Origin of the sequence: uncultured Streptomyces sp., from assembly GCF_947488945.1 — a bacterium.
Lineage (GTDB): Bacteria > Actinomycetota > Actinomycetes > Streptomycetales > Streptomycetaceae > Streptomyces.
Genome location: NZ_CANLBS010000009.1, coordinates 152,768 through 170,262, shown reverse-complemented (window position 1 = coordinate 170,262; position 17,495 = coordinate 152,768). Strand labels below are relative to the sequence as shown.

Genomic DNA, 17,495 nt, shown 5'->3' with positions numbered 1-17,495 from the left:
CAAGTGACCGTCTCGGGACGGTCGTTCGCGGGGTTCGATCAGCGAGACGGCGTTGTGGTTGTACGGCCGCGGCGATCTTTTTCAGCGCCGGTCACCCCTGGTGGCGGCGGGGTGTACTCCCCCTGTCGGACAGGTGAACCGGCGCACCCGTCGGGGTCCCGGGTGGCGGCTCGGGCCGCCGGATCGGGGGCCGGGCCAGCCCGTTCACCCCTCTCCGGGGATACCCGTGCGGGTGCCCCCGGTGAGGGTGCTCCGGCCCTCCGCCCCGCCGTCAGCCGGCGATGTCGGCGTAGCCCTCGATGGACTGCGGGTCGCGGGTGCCGGGCCCGATGTAGGTCGCCGAGGGGCGGACCAGGCGGCCGGTGCGCTTCTGCTCCAGGATGTGCGCGGACCAGCCGGCGGTGCGGGCGCAGGTGAACATCGAGGTGAACATGTGCGCCGGGACCTCCGCGAAGTCCAGCACGATCGCCGCCCAGAACTCCACGTTGGTGGCCAGCACCCGGTCCGGGCGGCGGGCGTGCAGCTCCTCCAGCGCCGCCTTCTCCAGTGCCTCCGCGACCTCGAACCGCGGTGCCGCCAGCTCGCGGGCCGTGCGCCGCAGCACCCGGGCGCGGGGGTCCTCGGCGCGGTAGACCCGGTGGCCGAAGCCCATCAGCCGCTCGCCCTTGTCGAGCGCCTTGCGCACGTACGCGGTCGCGTCGCCGGTCCGCTCGATCTCCTCGATCATGCCGAGGACGCGGGACGGGGCGCCGCCGTGCAGCGGGCCGGACATCGCGCCCACCGCCCCGGAGAGCGCGGCCGCCACGTCGGCCCCGGTGGAGGCGATGACCCGGGCGGTGAAGGTGGAGGCGTTCATGCCGTGCTCGGCGGCCGACGTCCAGTAGGCGTCGACGGCCTTGACGTGCTTCGGGTCCGGCTCGCCGCGCCAGCGGATCATGAACCGCTCGACCACCGAGTCGGCCTTGTCGATCTCGCTCTGCGGCACCATCGCGAGCCCTTGGCCGCGCGCCGACTGGGCCACGTAGGACAGCGCCATCACGGCGGCCCGCGCGAGGTCGTCGCGGGCGGTCGCCTCGTCGATGTCCAGCAGCGGTTTCAGGCCCCAGACGGGGGCGAGCATGGCCAGAGCGGACTGCACGTCGACCCGGATGTCGCCGGAGTGGACGGGGATCGGGAACGGCTCGGCGGCCGGCAGACCGGGGTTGAACGCCCCGTCGACCAGCAGTCCCCACACGTTGCCGAAGGAGACATGACCGACGAGGTCCTCGATGTCGACCCCCCGGTAGCGGAGCGAACCGCCTTCCTTGTCCGGTTCGGCGATCTCCGTTTCGAACGCGACGACTCCCTCGAGTCCGGGTACGAAGTCGGACATCAGGCGGCTCCCTCTGTTCGGCGGCGGGCGGTGGCGGTACGGACCCCGGTGCGGCCCGTGCGCCGGCGGTACGGGGACCGGGCGGCGCGGGACCTTCGGGGCCACGCCCACGATATTGGCGGGTGCCGCACCGGGCGGGGAAGCGTGACGTCCGGCACAAGGCCTCCACCTCGGGCGCCGCCGCCCCCTCCGGCCGGTCGTTTCTCCGGCCGGTCGGTCGCCCGCACCGCCGGCCCGTACCCCCGCCCGCACACCCCTGCGGGCGCCTCCGGCCCGGCTCGCGCCCCGGCCGGTCTCCCGGAAGCGGACCCGCTGCGGCAGGATGGGCCCGTGCCCACAGCAGACCCGACACCGCCGTCCGCCGCGCGCCCCGCCGCCGGTCCCCGGCCCGCCCCCGGCCCCGCCGCCGACCGTGCGACCGACCCGGCGGCGATGCGCGAGCAGTACCGTTCCGAGGCGTTCGACGAGCGCGACCTCGCGGCCGATCCGATGGAGCAGTTCGCCCGCTGGTTCCGGCAGGTCGCCGCCGGGGGGATGCTGCACGAGCCGAACGCCATGGTGGTCTCCACCGCCACCCCGGAGGGCCGCCCGTCCTCCCGCACCGTGCTCCTCAAGCAGTACGACGGGCGCGGCTTCGTCTTCTTCACCAACTACGGGTCGCGCAAGGGCCAGGAGCTGGCCGCCAACCCGTACGTCTCGCTGCTCTTTCCCTGGCACCCGCTGGCCCGGCAGGTCATCGTCACCGGCGCCGCCGAGCGGGTCGGCCGGGACGAGACGGTCGCGTACTTCCGCACCCGGCCGCACGGATCCCAACTCGGCGCCTGGGCCAGCGATCAGTCCGCCGTCATCGCCTCCCGCGAGGAACTGAACGCCCGCTACGAGGAGTTGGCGACCCGCTACCCGGAGGGCGAGAAGGTCCCCGCGCCCCCGCACTGGGGAGGTTTCCGGGTCGTCCCGGAGACCGTCGAGTTCTGGCAGGGCCACGAGAACCGGCTGCACGACCGACTGCGGTACGTCCGGGACGGCGCCGCCGGCACCGCTGACGACGCCGGCTGGCGGGTGGAGCGTCTCTGCCCGTGAGCCGTGAGCCTTCAGTCCGCCGTGCCGCCGGCCGCCCCGTCCGACGGTGACGGTGGCAGCAGCCGCAGCAGGTCCAGGAGATCGGCCTCGGTGATCTCCTGGCCGAGGAACACCGTCCGGTAGACCACGTAACCGATCCAGCCGTCCACGACCGCCTGCACCGGCAGGTCGCCCGGCACCCGCCCGCGGGCGACGCCCCGGCGCAGCAGCGCGGTGGCCGGTTCGGCGTGGGCCCGCAGCAGGTCCCGCAGCTCGGCCCGGCCGGCCTCGCCGCGCTCCGTCAGGGCGCCGGTCACCACGCTGGGGTCGCCGAGCAGGGTCAGCGTCCGCACCAGATTCCCCAGCCACAGCAGCGCGTCCTCGCGCAGGTCGCCGGTGTCGGGGGCCGGCTGCGGAGCGAGCCGGTCCGCGACCGCCTCGGTGATCACCGCCGCCTTGTTCGGCCACCACCGGTACACCGTCATCCTGGCAACCCCTGCCCGCGACGCGATCCGGTCCATCGTCACGCCCTTGTAGCCGAGTTCGGCCACCAGTGCCCGGGTGGCCGCCAGGACGGCCTCATGGGCTTCCGGGTCGCGGTGCGGGCCGCGCCGGGGGCGGGAGGCGGCGGGGTGGTCGTTCATGGGCCCTCCGGGTACGGGAACTGGCGCGCGGAATATCTAGACTGTACGTACTGTCTAAACAAGTGGCAGTCGTACAGATCTCAGTGTGGAGGTTCAGTCATGGAAGACCGGTTCAGCGGCAAGGTCGTCCTCATCACCGGCGGCGGTTCCGGTCTCGGTCGCGCCACGGCCCTGAGGGTCGCGTCCGAGGGCGCCCGCCTCGCGCTCGTGGACGTCAGCGAGCAAGGGCTCGCGGACACGGCGGCCGAGGTGGAGAAGGCCGTACCCGGCGCGGAGATACTGCGCGTCACCGCCGACGTCGGCTCCGAGGACGACGTGCGACGGTACGTCTCCGAGACGGTCCGGGCGTACGGGCGCATCGACGGCTTCTTCAACAACGCCGGCATCGAGGGCAAGCAGAACCTCACCGAGGACTTCGGGGCCGACGAGTTCGACCGGGTCGTCCGGGTCAACCTGCGCGGGGTCTTCCTCGGGCTCAAGCACGTGCTCCCCGTCATGCGGGACCAGGGCTCCGGCTCCGTGGTGAACACCGCCTCCGTCGGCGGCATCCGGGGCGTCGGCAACCAGTCCGGCTACGCGGCGGCGAAGCACGGCGTCGTGGGCCTGACCCGCAACTCCGGTGTCGAGTACGGCCGGTTCGGCGTCTCGGTCAAGGCGATCGCCCCCGGCGCCATCATGACCCCGATGGTCGAGGCCTCGCTGAAGCAGATCGACGCGGACGAGTGGGAGAAGGCGGGCGAGGCGTTCGTCAGCGTCAACCCGATGAAGCGGTTCGGCAAGCCGGAAGAGGTCGGCAGCCTGGTCGCGTTCCTGCTCTCCGAGGAGTCCGGCTTCATCAACGCCACCGTCGTCGCGATCGACGGCGGACAGTCCGAGCAGTACTGAGCACCCGGGCCGCTCCGTCAGCGGTGCCGCCCGCCGGCGGCGTACCGGCCCCGGACAGACAGGCCGCCGGCCCCCGGACAAGCGGAAACCCGCAGGCTCTGGTCCCTCCTCACGGAGGAGCCGGCCGGATCTACCGGCGAGCCTGCGGGTCGGTGACTGCTGGGTTTTCGGCGGACAGCCCGCCGAGGACGTGCGACGACGGGCTGTCAGCCCGCAGCCACCTCACGAATCCGATAAGACCGCACTTTTCGGATCACCTCCTTTCAACGTGTGCCTCCACTCTAGGAAGAGGGCGCGGGTCGGACAACCTATTTATCGGGAACGCCCCGCACGCCGGTCCGCGGTCGAGTTGAATGGTCCTGACGTGCAGCAATGCGGGCAGGCGGGGCCGACAGGTGGCGCGGGGGGTCCGGAGTGAGTGCTTCCAGGGGCAGCGGGACCGCCGACGCGTCCGCTTCCGGGGCGGTCGCGGGGGCCGAACTGCTCGCCGCGCTGCTCGACGGGATGGACGCGGCGCTCTGCGCGTTCGACGCCGAGGGCGTCGTCACCCACTGGAACCGCGAGGCCGAGCGCATCCTCGGCTGGTCCGCCGCCGAAGCGGTGGGCCGCAAGGGCTTCGCCGGATGGGCGGCCCGCGCCGCCGACGCCGACGAGGTGGGCCGCAGGTTGATGGCGGCGCGCGACGCGCCCGGCCGGCAGGTCCACGAGTTCGCCCTGCTCCGCAAGGACGGCGGCCGGGTGCTGGTGCGGACCCAGTCCGCCGGGGTGCCCGGCGCGGACGGCGCACCGGCCGGGGTGTACTGCGCGTTCAGCGAGCTGCACGCGCAGATCGACCTGGAGCGGTCCATCGCGCTGAGCGCGGCCCTGCTGCGGGACGGCCCCTGGGGCGTGGTCCTGGTCGACGCCGACCTGCGGCCCACCGTCCTCAACGCGCATGCCGCCCGGGCGCTGGGCGGCGGCCGCACCTCACCGCTCGGCCGGCCGCTCGGCGAGCTGGTCGTCCAAGGGGTCGAGGACCTGGAGGGCGCGTTCCACCACGTCCTCGCGCACGGGGCGCCGCCCGCCCCCGCCGAGCTGTGGGTGACGGTGCGCACACGGGAGGGCGAGCGGCGGCGCTGCTGGCGCAGCGGCTTCCTCCGGCTGGCCTCGCCGCTGAGCGAGGAGCCCGCACCGCTGGGCGTCGCCTGGCTGTTCCAGGACGTCACCGAGGCGCGGACCGCCGAGCAGAACGCGGCCCGGCTCCGCTTCCGCTCCCACCAGTTGCACCGCGCGGCCCGTGCCGCGGCCGAGTGCGAGGACCCGATGGAGGCGGCCACCGCGACCCTGGACTTCACCCTCGCGGGCTTCGCCGACCATGTGCTGCTCGACCTGGTCGCGGGCGACCGGCTGGTGCGGACGGCGGCGACCCCCGCCGACGCCCCCGGCCCCTGCCTGCCGGTGGCCAACGGCTCGGTGCCCGCCCGCTACGGTCCGGGCCACCCGGCCCTGCACGCGCTGGACCGGCTGGCCCCGGTCCGGGCGAGCGGCGGGGACAGGGCGGCGGAGTGGGCGGCCGAGCGCCGGTGGCCGCGCGACGCTGCGCACGCGCTGTGCGCGGTGCTGCGCAGCCGGGGGCGCACCCTGGGGGTCGTCACCTTCCTGCGTACGTCCGACCGGCCCGCCTTCGAACGGCAGGACGCCGAGCACGCGGAGAGCGCCGCGCTCCGGGTCGCCGCGGCGGTCGACCTGGCCGGCGCGGTGGCGGCGGCCGGCGCCGACGCCGACGACGGGGACTGACGGCGTTCCGGGGCCGGACCGGGGCCGTCGGCGGAAGGGTCCGCGGGGCGGGCAGAAGGGGCGTCGCCCCCGACCGGCGTGGGCCCCCTCAGCGCCGGTAGAACCTCAGCCCCGGTAGTACCACCTCAGCGCCGGCAGTACCTCAGCGCCGGTAGAAGATCCGGTCGCCGTACTCCTTCATGACCCGCTCGTTCCACGCGTGGCCGCCGTCCACGTTGCCCGAGCGCAGCAGCGGGGGCTCGATGCCGCGCGCGACGAGCGCCTCGGCGGCGGCGGCCATCGTCGCCTGCATCAGCGCGCTGGTGACCACGGTGGAGGCCGGGGCGAACGGCGCCTCGACGCCGTCGGCGGTCAGCTCCGCGTCACCGACGGCGATCTTGCTGTCCAGCACGATGTCGCAGTGGTCCAGCAGGAACCCGCCCGACGCCGCGCGGGAGGCGGTCTCCCGCGCGTACGCCACCGACGTCAGGCCGACCACGGTCAGGCCCCGGGCGCGCGCCTCGCGGGCCATCTCGACCGGCAGGGTGTTGCGGCCGGAGAGCGAGATGATCACCAGCAGGTCCCCGGCGTTGGCGGGCGACGTGTCGAGGACCGAGGCGGCGAGGCCCGTCACCCGCTCCAGCGCGGAGCCGAGGGTGGCGGGCATCACGTCGACGCCGAGCGTGCCGGGCACCGCCAGCAGGTTCATCAGGGCGAGACCGCCCGCGCGGTAGACGACGTCCTGGGCGGGCAGCGAGGAGTGACCGGCCCCGAAGGCGAACAGCCTGCCGCCGTCCGCGACCGTCTTGGCCACGGCGGCGCCGGCCGCCGCGATGTTCCCGGCCTCCTCGTCGCGGACCCTGGCCAGCAGGCCGATGGCGGCGTCGAGGAACTGGCCGGACAGTGTGCTGTCGGTCATCGGGGCCCTTCCGGCAGGGGGTGGGAGGCGGTGCCGCCGCTCACGTTGCGGTCCGGCCGGGCGCACTGTCAAGGGCGCCGGGGCCTCTTCGGGAGAGGGCCGCCCACGGCCCGGCACGGTTGTCGGCGCGATGCGTCAGAATTGGTGCAGGGCCACCGCCGCACACCGCAACGACGTTTTCTCGTCACAGCCATCGAGGGGCACGAATGTCCGGACTGATCGACACCACGGAGATGTATCTCCGCACCATCCTCGAACTCGAAGAGGAAGGCGTGGTCCCCATGCGCGCCCGTATCGCCGAACGGCTGGACCAGTCCGGTCCGACGGTCAGCCAGACGGTGGCCCGCATGGAGCGCGACGGTCTGGTGCAGGTCGCGGGCGACCGCCACCTGGAGCTGACCGACGAGGGACGGACGCTCGCCACCCGCGTCATGCGCAAGCACCGCCTCGCCGAGTGCCTGCTCGTCGACGTCATCGGGCTGGAGTGGGAGCAGGTCCACGCCGAGGCGTGCCGCTGGGAGCACGTGATGAGCGAGGCGGTGGAGCGGCGGGTGCTGGAGCTGCTGCGCCACCCGACGGAGTCCCCGTACGGAAACCCGATCCCGGGCCTCGAAGAGCTCGGGGAGCAGGCCGAGGCCGATCCGTTCCTGGAGCAGGGCATGGTCAGCCTGGCCGACCTCGACCCGGGCACGGAGGGCAAGACGGTCGTCGTACGCCGGATCGGGGAGCCCATCCAGACGGACGCGCAGTTGATGTACACGCTCCGCAGGGCCGGCGTGCAGCCGGGTTCGGTGGTCAGCGTGACGGAGTCGGCCGGCGGGGTGCTGGTCGGATCGAGCGGCGAGGCCGCCGAGCTGAACCCGGAGGTCGCCTCGCACGTGTTCGTGGCCAAGCGCTGACCCGTCCGGCGATCAGGGGACCGGGGCAGCGGGCGTGACGGCAACCGAACCGTGACGCCCGCTTTCCGTTTTCCGCCCCGAATCGCAGCGGTCGGGCGCGGGGCGTGCCAGGCTGAGGCCAGGCATACGACCTGAGAGCGTCGGCCGGTTCCGGTCGCGCGGTCCGGGAGGGGAGCAGGTAATGCGCCCGTCGAACAGGCCTGTGCGGCCCGACGTGCCTGCCGCGCGTCCGCGCACGCCCCTGACCTGGAAACCACCCGCGCCCCCGGTTCCCGGCCCGGCCCGCACGGGCCCCGCCGACGGCGTGCGCACCGGACCCGCGCGCGGCTCCGCACCGCCCGCGCACCGTCGCGGAAGCGGAAAGACCCCGGCGCCCGAAGGCGCCGGGGTCCGTTCTCCCCTGATCCGACCTGGAGCCCCGAGCTCCCGAGGTCGTCCCCGCGGGCCGGTTTTCCCCGAGCGGCCCGCTCCCCGCAGAACATCTCCCCGTGTCGTCCGCCGCCAATCCCGGGACGGCGTCACTCGAACGAGGGGTGTGCGGTGTCGACCACCGATTTTCGAATAAGAGTTCGATAGTCTGCTCGTGCCACGGGGTCCGAGGAAACAGAAGGGGGTGCCAGGACATATGGTGCGGCGCATTGATGTGGCAGGGACCGACGGGCTGCGCCTGGCGGCCTGGGAGTTCGCCGATCCGCCCAAGGGGCGTGCGGAGACGGAGCGGGCGCCGGGGGTCTTACTGCTGCACGGACTGATGGGCCGTGCCTCGCACTGGGCGCCGACCGCCCGTTGGCTCTCCGAGCGGCACCGCGCGGTCGCGCTCGACCAGCGGGGCCACGGGCGCAGCGAGAAGCCGGACGGCGGCCCGTACACCCGTGACGCGTACGTCAGCGACGTGGAGGCCGCGATCGAACAGCTCGGTCTGGCGCCGGCGGTCGTCGTCGGACACGCGATGGGGGCGCTCACCGGGTGGCAGCTCGCCGCCAAGCGCCCGGACCTGGTGCGCGCCCTGGTCATCAGCGACATGCGCGCCTCCGCGCTCGGCGCGGCCTCGCAGCGGGAGTGGAGCGACTGGTTCGACTCCTGGCCGCTGCCCTTCGGGACCCTTGCCGACGTGCGGAAGTGGTTCGGCGAGGACGACCCGTGGGTGGAGCGCCCGAACCCCTCCCGCGGCGCCTTCTACGCCGAGGTGATGGCCGAACGCGCCGACGGCTGGCGCCCGGTGTTCTCCCGTCGGCAGATGCTGCTGTCCCGCGCCACCTGGGTCTACGACGCGCACTGGGAGGAGCTGGCCCAGGTCCGCTGCCCCACGCTGGTGCTGCGCGGACTCGACGGCGAGCTCGGCCGGGCCGAGGCCCAGGAGATGGTCCGGGTGCTGCCCCGGGGCCAGTACGCCGAGGTCGCCGACGCCGGCCACCTCGTCCACTACGACCAGCCGGACGGCTGGCGGGCGGCCGTCGAGCCGTTCCTGAACCAGCTCCACGACGAGTCCTGACCCACCCGGCCCCCTGATGGTCCGACACGGCGGCGCGCCCTGAGCACAGGGGGCGCACGCCCGCGCGCCGGGCGGGCGTATGCCCCTGTACGCAGGGGACATACGCCCGCGGGGAGGGGTGTACGCGGGCGTGCACCCGGGGCGTCGGCTGCCGGGCGGGCGGGTTCTCAGCCCTTGCTGACCGCCGCCAGGATCTCCGGCAGCCGGCCCGCCGTGCGACGGGCGGCCAGGTGCAGGCCCGCCCATGCCAGCAGCGCGCCGTACACCGCGCCGGCCGGCAGCACCGCCCACAGCGCGTCCTGGCGGTCCGACACGTGCAGCCAGACCGTCAGCGCGATCACCGGACCCGCCAGCACCCCGGACCCGAACATCCCGCCGAGGATCGAGATCCAGGCGAGGCTGCCCTGGCCGGGCACCACGTTCTTGAAGGCGCCGTCCTGCGGGATCGAGTACGGGTACAGCGCCGAGCCCAGCGCACCGGTGCCGAGCATCGCCCCCAGCACCGCGAACGACACTCCCACCGCGCCCGGCAACGTGGTCCCGTCGCCGATCACCACGGCGGTCAGGACGCACACCAGCACGGTGAACGGCAGCGTGATCAGCAGCAGCGCCAGCGCCCGGCCCCGGAGTTCGACGTACGCGTCGCGGGCCGAGGAGATCGTCTGGGCGACCATCCAGAACGCCGAGGTGTCCTGGCCGAACTGGTTGTACATCTGCATGCCGAGCATCCCGGCGGCGAAGCTGGCGAGGTACACCGAACCGGTGCCCTGCACGGCGTTGAGCAGCGGCACGATCAATCCGACCGCCAGCGCCGACACCCAGGCCGTCTTCGTCTTCGGGTCCCGGACCACGTAGCGCAGGCTGCGCCCCACCACCGTCCGGGTGCGCCCCTCCGGCAGCAGCCGGCCGAACCGCGGGGCGCCCGCCGCTCCGGAGGTCCGGGCCTTCGTGCGGCCGGGGCCCGAGGCGGCGAGGGTCGACGCGTCGGGCGAGGTCATCAGCCGCACCAGCCCCCGCCGCCAGACCCACAGCAGGGCGGCCAGCGCCGCCGCCGAGACGAGCAGTTGCGCGAGGGCGGCCCCGTACGCGCCGTCGGAGGCCGAACCGACCGCGCCGATCGCCGAGGCGGCGGGCAGCCAGCGGACCACTCCGGCGACGGGTTCGAGCGCGGCCAACCCGCCGCCCTGACCGAGCCGCTGGGCCCCGAAACTGACGAACTGGATGCCCACAGCGATCACCAGCCCGCTCAGCACCGCCAGGTCGCGCCCCTTGCGGGAGGTCAGCAGGCGGGTGTTGGCGGTGGTGACGGCCCGCGCCAGCGCCACGCAGACCAGCAGCGCCAGCGGCACCGCGACCACGCCGGCGACCACCGCGGCCGCGCCGTGCGCGGTGGCGAGGACCGAACCGACCAGCAGGCAGAGGGCGAACAGCGGGCCGATCCCCACCAGGGAGGACGCCAGCAGGGCGCGCACCAGGGGATCGGGGCGCAGCGGCAGCATCACCAGCCGCGACGGGTCCAGGGTCTCGTCCCCGCCGGGGAAGAACAGCGGGAGCACCGCCCAGCCCAGCGCCAGCACCCCGGTGAACAGCACCACCAGCGTGTCCGCGTCCTGGTGGCCGCGCAGCAGCACCAGTCCCAGCACCTGGAGCGCCGCGACGAGCACGGTCACCGCGGCCGAGCCGATGAACGCGGCCCGGCGGCCGGTGGACTGGAGCAGTCCGTTGCGCAGCAGCGTCAGCTTGAGCCGGACGAAGAGCGGGACGAGCCCACCGTCACCACGGCCGCCGTCCTTCGGCGCGGATCCCGCGGTCGGCGCGTCGAGCACGCTCATCGGGGGCCGCCCAGCCAGTCCAGGCCGTCCGCGCCGTCCCGGCCGCTCGCGCCCACCAGTTCGAGGAACGCCTCCTGCAACGAGGGAGCGTCGCCGCGTACGTCGGCGAGGGTGCCGTGCGCCTTGATGCGCCCGGCGGCCATCACCGCCACCCAGTCGCACAACGACTCGACCAGCTCCATCACATGGCTGGAGAAGACGACCGTCGCCCCCGAGCGGGTGTACCGCTCCAGGACGCCGCGGATCGTCTGCGCGGAGACCGGGTCCACCCCCTCGAACGGCTCGTCCAGGAACAGGACTTCGGGGTTGTGGAGCAGGGCGCAGGCCAGACCGGTTTTCTTCCGCATACCGGTGGAGTAGTCGACGACCAGCTTGTGCTGCGCGCCCGCGAGGTCGAGCACGTCCAGCAGCTGGGTGGCCCGCCGGTCCACCTCGGCACCGGGCAGTCCGCGCAACCGGCCCGTGTAGGCGAGCAGTTCGCGGCCGGACAGCCGCTCGAACAGACGCAGCCCCTCCGGCAGCACCCCGATCCGCGCCTTCACCGGGACCGGGTCCGTCCAGACGTCGTGGCCGCCGATCTCGACCGTGCCCCTGTCGGGCCTCAGCAGCCCGGTCACCATCGACAGGGTGGTGGTCTTGCCGGCGCCGTTCGGACCCACCAGGCCGATGAACCGGCCGGCCGGCAGCTCCAGATCGATCCCGGAGACCGCCACCTGTTCGCCGAAGCGCTTCCACAGCCCCCGCACGCGCACGGCGGGCGGCGCCGTCCCCACCGACCTGCCGGCCGTGTCCCCCCTGAGGTCGTCCTGCGCGTCGTCTCGTGCAACTGCCCGGTCCGGCATGGCGCGGCCTTTCGTGTCCCCGACGGTGGGGACCACCCTACGAAAGACGGCCGCGGGCGTCCGCCGTCTCCCGGGCGCAGGCGTACGCGAGCGGGCCGACCAGCTCGGCGGCCCCGGGCAGCCGGTGGTCGGCGGGGGCGGGTCTGCGCACCCACTGCACGGCCCCGCGTCCGCCGACGCGCGTCGGCGGGGCGGCGACGTAGTCGCCCTCGCCCCGTCCGGCCAGTCCGATCGCGGCGGCGTCCCAGCCCAGGTTCCCCACCAGTTCGGGGAGTTTGGCGGCGCCGCCCGGCAGTACGAGGAAGAGGGTGCGCCGGTCCGGGGTCCGGATGACCGGCCCCACGGCCAGCTCCAGCCGCTCCATCCGCGCCAGGGCGAGGAAGCCCGCGGACTCGGTGACGTCCAGGGCGTCGAAGCTCCGGCCGGTCGGCAGCAGCACGGAGGACGTGGGCCGGCCGGTCCAGATCCGGCGGACGGCGGGCCCGCTGCCGGTCGCCAGGCCCGCCCAGTCGGGCGTGGTGGCGTGTGCGCCGGGCCGCGCGCAGTCGGCGTCGCCGCAGGAGCAGACCTCCCGGCCGCCCACGGTCTCCAGCCAGGTGCCGGGTAACACGTCCCAACGACGTTCCTCCGCGCAGCGCACGGCGGCGTCGATCAGCTGTTCCGTCCGCTGCCTGGGGAGGGGTGCGGCTTCCTTGAGGGTGAGGGGCTCTTTCACGTCCCGCACAACTCCCGGCGTCACCGGGGGTTACGGGCAGGGGGGAGCTTGGTCGGGTCCGCCGATCCCGCACGCGGGGCGCACGGAGGCACGGGCGGGGGCGCGCGCGAGGCGGAGCGCCGTGGCGGGGTAACCAGAGGCAGGGCGTGCGGGGTGCACGCGCGCGGGCCGACAGGATCGGCGGGTGGGCTTTTTGGGCAGAGTGCGGGGGAGCACCACCGCTCGCTCGGCTCATACCGATTACGGAGGAATATGCGCATTGCCCGTGCCGCACACGGGCAGTGTTCCCCTCCGCCGTCCGCGCGCCCGGCACCGCCTGCCGGCCGCACACACCAGACACGTACCGACGCACCAGACACGACGCACACGACAGCCACCACGTCCGCACCGTTCACAGGGGGAATGACAGATGGCAGCCAGGCCGCTCGTAGCCCGCCAGCCCAACGAAAGGCTCCAGACGCTCATCCAGGAGGCCGCGTGTTCCAACGCGGGCCTGGCCAGGCGGGTCAACATGGTGGGGGCGGAGCGCGGACTCGACCTGCGCTACGACAAGACGTCCGTCGCCCGCTGGCTCCGCGGCCAGCAGCCACGCGGCAGGGCGCCCGGGATCATCGCCGAGGCCATCGGCCGCAAGCTCGGACGCACCGTCACCATCGACGAGATCGGGATGGCGAACGGCAAGAACCTCGCCTCCGGCGTCGGCCTGCGCTTCGCCCCGACGGTGCTCGGGGCCATCGAGCAGGTCTGCGAACTGTGGCGCAGCGACGTCGGGCGCCGGGACCTGCTGACCGGTTCGACGGTCGCCGCGTCCGCCCTGGTCGAGCCGAGCAGGGACTGGCTGATCTCCGGCGCGGACCCGCACGTGGCCCGCGGCTCCGGGGCGCGGGTCGGCGCCTCGGACGTCGAGGCGGTGCGGGCGATGACGACCGCACTCGTCGACCTCGACCACCGCTTCGGCAGCGGGCACGTGCGCCCGGTCCTCGTGCACTACCTCAACAGTGTGGTCTCCGGACTGCTTTCGGGCGCGTACACGGAGGCGGTCGGCCGGGAGCTGTTCGGCGCGGTCGCCCGGATGACCGAGCTGGCCGGGTACATGGCGGTGGACACCGGGCAGCCCGGCCTCGCCCAGCGGTACTACATCCAGGCGCTGCGGCTGGCGCAGGCCGCGGGCGACCGCGCGTACGGCGGCTACGTGCTGGCCGCCTCGATGAGCCACCTCGCGGCGCAGCTCGGCAACCCCCGCGAGATCGCCCAACTGGCCCGCGCCGCCCAGGAAGGCGCCCGCGGCAGAGTCACCCCCCGGGCGGAGGCCATGTTCCACGCCGCGGAGGCGCGCGGCCACGCGCTGCTGGGCGACGCGCGCACCTGCGAGGCGGTGGCCGGCCAGGCGGTCGACGCGCTGGAGCGCGCCGAGGCGGACACCGGCGACGACCCGGCATGGATCGCCCACTTCGACGAGGCCTACCTCGCGGACGAACTGGCCCACTGCCACCGGGACCTGGGCCAGGCGGACGCGGCGGCCCGCCGGGCGACGGAGGCGCTGTCCGGGCTCCCCGCGACGCGGGCCCGCAGGCGCGGCATCGGCCTGGTGCTGCTCGCCTCGGCGCAGATCCAGCAGCGCGAGGTGGAGGCGGCCTGCCACACCGGTCTGGAGGCGGTGGACCTGCTCGCCACGGTCCGCTCCAGTCGCGGCGCGGAGTACCTGGACGACCTCCAGCAGCGCCTGCTGCCGTACGGGGAGGAACCTGCGGTCCGCGAGTTCGGGGCGCGCCTCGAACTCCAGGCGGCCTGACGCACGTCCGGAGGGCGGGCCGCGACGGGCCCGCCCCGCCGCCGTGCCACGCCTTTCGGGGAGTCCGGGGGAGCCGCCGCCGGTCCTCGCGTGCGCGTGCGCCCGGCTCCCGCCCGGTGCCGTCCCAGGTGCCCCGGCCGTGTCCGGTCGAGCCCGGTGCGCCCTCCCCGAACTGCGGGTTCCCGTCGGCCCGGGGCCGCGATCCGGTGCGCCCGGCGGCACTTCGGGGCGGACCCGGCGGTGTGAAGGGGCGGTGTGCGGGCCCACGCGCTTGGCGGAGCCGGGGGACCACCCGATAGCGTGGGCCGACGATTCCATAGTTCACACGTAGGAGTCCCGGTGACGCAGAACGGACAGGGTGACGATCGGCAGCTGCCTGCCGTACGGCCCGCCCATGAAGGTGTCGTGCTGCCCTCTGACGGCGGCGCCCCCTGGCACCCGGGGCAGTCCGGGCCCACTCCACCGGGACAGGCGGCCCCGACGGGCGGCAGTCCCTGGGGGCAGCCCTGGGGCCCGGACGCCCCCCAGCAGGGCGGTGGCGGCCCCTCGGGCGACCAGGGCGCCTACGACCCGTACGGACAGCAGCAGCCCGACCCGTACGGGCAGGGCGCGCCCCAGCAGTCCGGGTACGGCCGGCAGCAGCCCGACCCCTACGGGCAGGGCGCGCAGCAGCAGGGCGGACAGCAGCCGTACCCCCCGCAGGGACAGCCGCTGCCGCCCGCCCAGCAGCAGCCGCCGGCCCCGTACGCCCAGCCGCTGCCGCCGGAGGCCCCGGCGGGCGCGCCGCTGGGACAGGGCGGCGGCGACGCGGACGCGACGCAGTACATCGCGCCCGTCCCCGGCGGCATGCCCCCGGTCCGGGGCGCCCAGGGGCAGCAGCCCGGCTCCTCCGGCCAGGAGGACGCGACGCAGTACATCCCGCCGGTGCCGGGCGGCGACGGCCCCTACGGGATACGTCCGGGCGGCCCGGAGGACCGGCAGCCGCCCGCCGAGTTCGACAACCTCTTCCGCGACGAGGCCCCGTCCGGCGCCACCCAGCAGATGCCGATGTACGACCAGCGGCAGGCCCACCAGCAGCCGCCGCAGCAGACGGGGTACGGCAGGCAGGCGCCGCAGCAGCCGTACGGCCGGCAGCAGCCCCAGCAGGGTTACCCCGGCGGCCAGTTGCCGCCGCAGGCCGCCCAGCCGTACGCCGCCGCGCCCCAGGGCTACCAGGGCGGCTACCCCGACGACGGTCCCGAAGAGGCCCCCCGGCGCCGACGGTCGCCGCACATCCCGCTGATCGCCGCCGTCGTCGTCGGCTGCGCCGTCGTCGGTCTCGGCGCGGGGGCGCTGATGAGCGGCGGCGACGACGACCCCGACGACAAGCAGCCGGTGGCGTCGCAGAGTTCGTCCGCCCCGCAGTCCTCCGGCACGCCCGCCGAGGATCCGGCGAAGCCGCAGGCGGTCGCGCTCGACGCGCTGCTCGCCGACAGCAACGACAGCCGTTCGATGGTGATCGGCGCGGTCGAGAAGATCAAAGCCTGCAAGGACCTCGACCAAGCCGCCGCCGACCTCAAGAGCGCCGCCCAGCAGCGCCGCGACCTGGTCACCCGGCTGGGAGAGATCTCCGTCGACAAGCTGCCGGACCACGCGACGCTCACCTCGTCGCTGACCCGTGCCTGGGAGGCGTCCGCCTCGGCCGACGACCACTACGCCGCGTGGGCGGTCCAGGCCAAGACCAGCAAGAAGGTCTGCAAGGGCGGTCATGCCGCCAACACCAAGGAGACCAGCAAGGCGGCCGAGCAGAGCGGCGTCGCCAGCAAGGCCAAGAACCAGGCATCCGGCCTCTGGAACAAGATCGCCGACAGTCACGGCCTCACCCGCCGTCAGTCGACCCAGCTCTGACGGCCGGAACTCCCGGCACGGCCGTCGCCCGGCCCCCTGACGGAGGACCGGGCGACGGGCGTGCGGCGTACGGGCGGGATCAGCCGCCCGCCGCGCTCCGGGCGTTCGACAGCGTCTCCGTGACGTCCACGAACCCCTGCTTCTGCGCGACGAGCCGTCCCTCGCGCACCACTTGGAACGTCACCTCGCCGTTGACGATCCGGGGGTAGGCCGACGAGCCGAGCATGTCCTGGTAGCGCCAGCGCAGCGTGGGCGTGAGGCCGCCGGTGTCGACCGACAGGCCCCTGTTCAGCACCGCCATGACGCGCGAGGCCGTGGCGTCCGCCCCGTCCAGCGCCCGGACGGCCTGCGCCAGCACGGTGTAGGCGATCCAGGCGGTCTGCACCCCGGTGTCCGCCGGGTCGATGGTGTTGTCCCCGAAGGCGTGCGCGCGCAGCACCTCGCGCATCGGGTCCCAGCGCGCGTCGCCGGAGTCCGGGTACCAGCCGGTGACGTACGCCCCCTCGAAGGGGCTGTTCGCGCCGCCGGTGCTGTCGATGAGCGGCTGCCCGACGCTGCCGAGCACCGAGGAGATCCTGACGCCGCCGTCCTCCGGTTCCAGCCGGCGGAAGGAGTCGAAGAACGTCTGCGTGCGGTCGTCGAGGACCGCCGTCACGCACCCGTCGTCGTCCGCCGCCGCGAGCGCCTGCCGGGCCTGCTCGTCGTACGAGGTCGCTGACTCGGGCGCCACCACGTCGGTGGCCGCGCCGCGCCGCGCCTCGGCGAGGCTGGTGTCCAGCAGCGGCGCCATCGCGTCCCCGGCGATCGAGTCGGGCCGCACCAGGGCGACCCGGTGGCAGCCGGCCGCCAGTTGCTTGCCGTTGCCCGCGAGCAGCGACGACTGGCCGCCGTTGACGGGGAAGGAGACGAAGCTGCTGAACTCCTCGTCGGAGGCCCCGTACCCGCCTATGTACGGGATGCCCGCGGCCTCCAGCGGGGCCAGGAAGGAGCGGCCGTGCCGGCTGTACGAGCCGACGACCGCGGCCACGTCCTGCTCGACCGCCTGCCGCGCGCACTTCTCGGCGCCGACCGTGGTGTCCTTCTCGTCGCAGGTGACGACCTTGAGTTCGCGCCCGTCGATGCCGCCCTCGGAGTCGACCCAGCGGGCGTAGGCGGAGGCCATCGCGGTGACGCCGGACTTGGACAGGGCGTCCGCGTCGTCGGCGGCGCCGCGCGGCGCCCACGTCATCACGGTGACGGGGGCTCCGGCGTCCGCGGAACCGCCGGGGACCACCCCGCAGCCGGTGGTCAGCAGGGCTCCGGCCACGGCGGTACTCGTGAAGAGCGTGAGGGTGCGGGGAGTGCTGGGGCGTCGCCGTCCGGTCATGTGCGTAAACGTTTCCGCCGGCCGGGTAACGGCGCT

Annotated in this window: 14 protein-coding genes; 7 read left to right on the top strand and 7 right to left on the bottom strand. The window is 74.4% G+C overall.

The window, feature by feature from the left end; genetic code table 11:
• Positions 1-271 precede the first annotated feature (271 nt).
• Positions 272-1,372 carry a citrate synthase 2 gene (locus Q0994_RS16820; RefSeq protein WP_299535273.1) on the bottom strand — a complete coding sequence of 367 codons (1,101 nt, stop codon included), beginning with the start codon at positions 1,370-1,372 and terminating at the stop codon, positions 272-274.
• Positions 1,373-1,804: 432 nt separating this feature from the next.
• Between Q0994_RS16820 and pdxH the strand changes: the two genes are divergently transcribed.
• Entirely contained in the window at positions 1,805-2,452 is a 648-nt protein-coding gene (gene pdxH, locus Q0994_RS16815; protein WP_299535738.1) for a pyridoxamine 5'-phosphate oxidase, read from the top strand.
• A gap of 11 nt (positions 2,453-2,463) precedes the next feature.
• Here pdxH and Q0994_RS16810 read toward each other — a convergent pair whose 3' ends face one another.
• Positions 2,464-3,075, bottom strand: coding sequence for a TetR/AcrR family transcriptional regulator (locus tag Q0994_RS16810; RefSeq protein ID WP_299535271.1), 612 nt, complete (start codon positions 3,073-3,075; stop codon positions 2,464-2,466).
• A 99-nt stretch (positions 3,076-3,174) separates the two neighbouring features.
• On the opposite strand from Q0994_RS16810, the gene Q0994_RS16805 reads away from it, so the two are divergent.
• Together Q0994_RS16805 and Q0994_RS16800 are read left to right on the top strand one after the other, a co-directional pair.
• Positions 3,175-3,960, top strand: coding sequence for an SDR family oxidoreductase (locus tag Q0994_RS16805; RefSeq protein ID WP_299535269.1), 786 nt, complete (start codon positions 3,175-3,177; stop codon positions 3,958-3,960).
• 414 nt (positions 3,961-4,374) lie between these two features.
• The gene (locus Q0994_RS16800; protein ID WP_299535268.1) at positions 4,375-5,736 is read left to right on the top strand and encodes a PAS domain-containing protein; all 1,362 of its coding nucleotides are present in this window, start codon (positions 4,375-4,377) and stop codon (positions 5,734-5,736) included.
• 142 nt (positions 5,737-5,878) lie between these two features.
• Here Q0994_RS16800 and Q0994_RS16795 read toward each other — a convergent pair whose 3' ends face one another.
• Positions 5,879-6,634 carry an SIS domain-containing protein gene (locus Q0994_RS16795; RefSeq protein WP_299535266.1) on the bottom strand — a complete coding sequence of 252 codons (756 nt, stop codon included), beginning with the start codon at positions 6,632-6,634 and terminating at the stop codon, positions 5,879-5,881.
• A gap of 206 nt (positions 6,635-6,840) precedes the next feature.
• On the opposite strand from Q0994_RS16795, the gene Q0994_RS16790 reads away from it, so the two are divergent.
• Positions 6,841-7,533 carry a metal-dependent transcriptional regulator gene (locus Q0994_RS16790; RefSeq protein WP_299535264.1) on the top strand — a complete coding sequence of 231 codons (693 nt, stop codon included), beginning with the start codon at positions 6,841-6,843 and terminating at the stop codon, positions 7,531-7,533.
• A 625-nt stretch (positions 7,534-8,158) separates the two neighbouring features.
• Positions 8,159-9,025 carry an alpha/beta fold hydrolase gene (locus tag Q0994_RS16785; RefSeq protein WP_299535736.1) on the top strand — a complete coding sequence of 289 codons (867 nt, stop codon included), beginning with the start codon at positions 8,159-8,161 and terminating at the stop codon, positions 9,023-9,025.
• A 167-nt stretch (positions 9,026-9,192) separates the two neighbouring features.
• Here Q0994_RS16785 and Q0994_RS16780 read toward each other — a convergent pair whose 3' ends face one another.
• Genes Q0994_RS16780 through Q0994_RS16770 form a run of 3 tightly spaced genes read right to left on the bottom strand, consistent with a single transcriptional unit; the run spans position 9,193 to position 12,423 of the window.
• Complete coding sequence (locus Q0994_RS16780) at positions 9,193-10,857, bottom strand: transporter (RefSeq protein WP_299535262.1); 1,665 nt, start codon at positions 10,855-10,857, stop codon at positions 9,193-9,195.
• Complete coding sequence (locus Q0994_RS16775; RefSeq protein WP_299535260.1) at positions 10,854-11,699, bottom strand: ABC transporter ATP-binding protein; 846 nt, start codon at positions 11,697-11,699, stop codon at positions 10,854-10,856. The genes Q0994_RS16780 and Q0994_RS16775 overlap by 4 nt, the downstream gene beginning before the upstream one ends.
• A 37-nt stretch (positions 11,700-11,736) precedes the next feature.
• The gene (locus tag Q0994_RS16770) at positions 11,737-12,423 is read right to left on the bottom strand and encodes a bifunctional DNA primase/polymerase (RefSeq protein WP_299535257.1); all 687 of its coding nucleotides are present in this window, start codon (positions 12,421-12,423) and stop codon (positions 11,737-11,739) included.
• 400 nt (positions 12,424-12,823) lie between these two features.
• Between Q0994_RS16770 and Q0994_RS16765 the strand changes: the two genes are divergently transcribed.
• Together Q0994_RS16765 and Q0994_RS16760 are read left to right on the top strand one after the other, a co-directional pair.
• A complete protein-coding gene (locus Q0994_RS16765) occupies positions 12,824-14,206 on the top strand; it encodes a transcriptional regulator (protein ID WP_299535254.1) in 1,383 nt (460 codons plus the stop codon).
• 339 nt (positions 14,207-14,545) lie between these two features.
• Positions 14,546-16,093 (top strand): hypothetical protein, encoded by a 1,548-nt coding sequence (locus Q0994_RS16760; RefSeq protein ID WP_299535252.1) that lies wholly within the window; start codon positions 14,546-14,548, stop codon positions 16,091-16,093.
• A gap of 79 nt (positions 16,094-16,172) precedes the next feature.
• On the opposite strand, the gene Q0994_RS16755 is transcribed toward Q0994_RS16760, so the two are convergent.
• Positions 16,173-17,459 carry an ABC transporter substrate-binding protein gene (locus tag Q0994_RS16755; protein WP_299535249.1) on the bottom strand — a complete coding sequence of 429 codons (1,287 nt, stop codon included), beginning with the start codon at positions 17,457-17,459 and terminating at the stop codon, positions 16,173-16,175.
• Between the last annotated feature and the right edge of the window lie 36 nt (positions 17,460-17,495).

Bases quoted from the DNA above. Each gene is read 5' to 3' on its own strand.
- Q0994_RS16765 (WP_299535254.1), top strand. From the start codon at position 12,824: ATGGCAGCCAGGCCGCTCGTAGCCCGCCAGCCCAACGAAAGGCTCCAG.
- Q0994_RS16785 (WP_299535736.1), top strand. From the start codon at position 8,159: ATGGTGCGGCGCATTGATGTGGCAGGGACCGACGGGCTGCGCCTGGCG.
- Q0994_RS16755 (WP_299535249.1), bottom strand. From the start codon at position 17,459: ATGACCGGACGGCGACGCCCCAGCACTCCCCGCACCCTCACGCTCTTC.
- Q0994_RS16820 (WP_299535273.1), bottom strand. From the start codon at position 1,372: ATGTCCGACTTCGTACCCGGACTCGAGGGAGTCGTCGCGTTCGAAACG.
- Q0994_RS16795 (WP_299535266.1), bottom strand. From the start codon at position 6,634: ATGACCGACAGCACACTGTCCGGCCAGTTCCTCGACGCCGCCATCGGC.
- Q0994_RS16805 (WP_299535269.1), top strand. From the start codon at position 3,175: ATGGAAGACCGGTTCAGCGGCAAGGTCGTCCTCATCACCGGCGGCGGT.
- Q0994_RS16780 (WP_299535262.1), bottom strand. From the start codon at position 10,857: ATGAGCGTGCTCGACGCGCCGACCGCGGGATCCGCGCCGAAGGACGGC.
- Q0994_RS16810 (WP_299535271.1), bottom strand. From the start codon at position 3,075: ATGAACGACCACCCCGCCGCCTCCCGCCCCCGGCGCGGCCCGCACCGC.
- Q0994_RS16790 (WP_299535264.1), top strand. From the start codon at position 6,841: ATGTCCGGACTGATCGACACCACGGAGATGTATCTCCGCACCATCCTC.
- Q0994_RS16775 (WP_299535260.1), bottom strand. From the start codon at position 11,699: ATGCCGGACCGGGCAGTTGCACGAGACGACGCGCAGGACGACCTCAGG.
- pdxH (WP_299535738.1), top strand. From the start codon at position 1,805: ATGCGCGAGCAGTACCGTTCCGAGGCGTTCGACGAGCGCGACCTCGCG.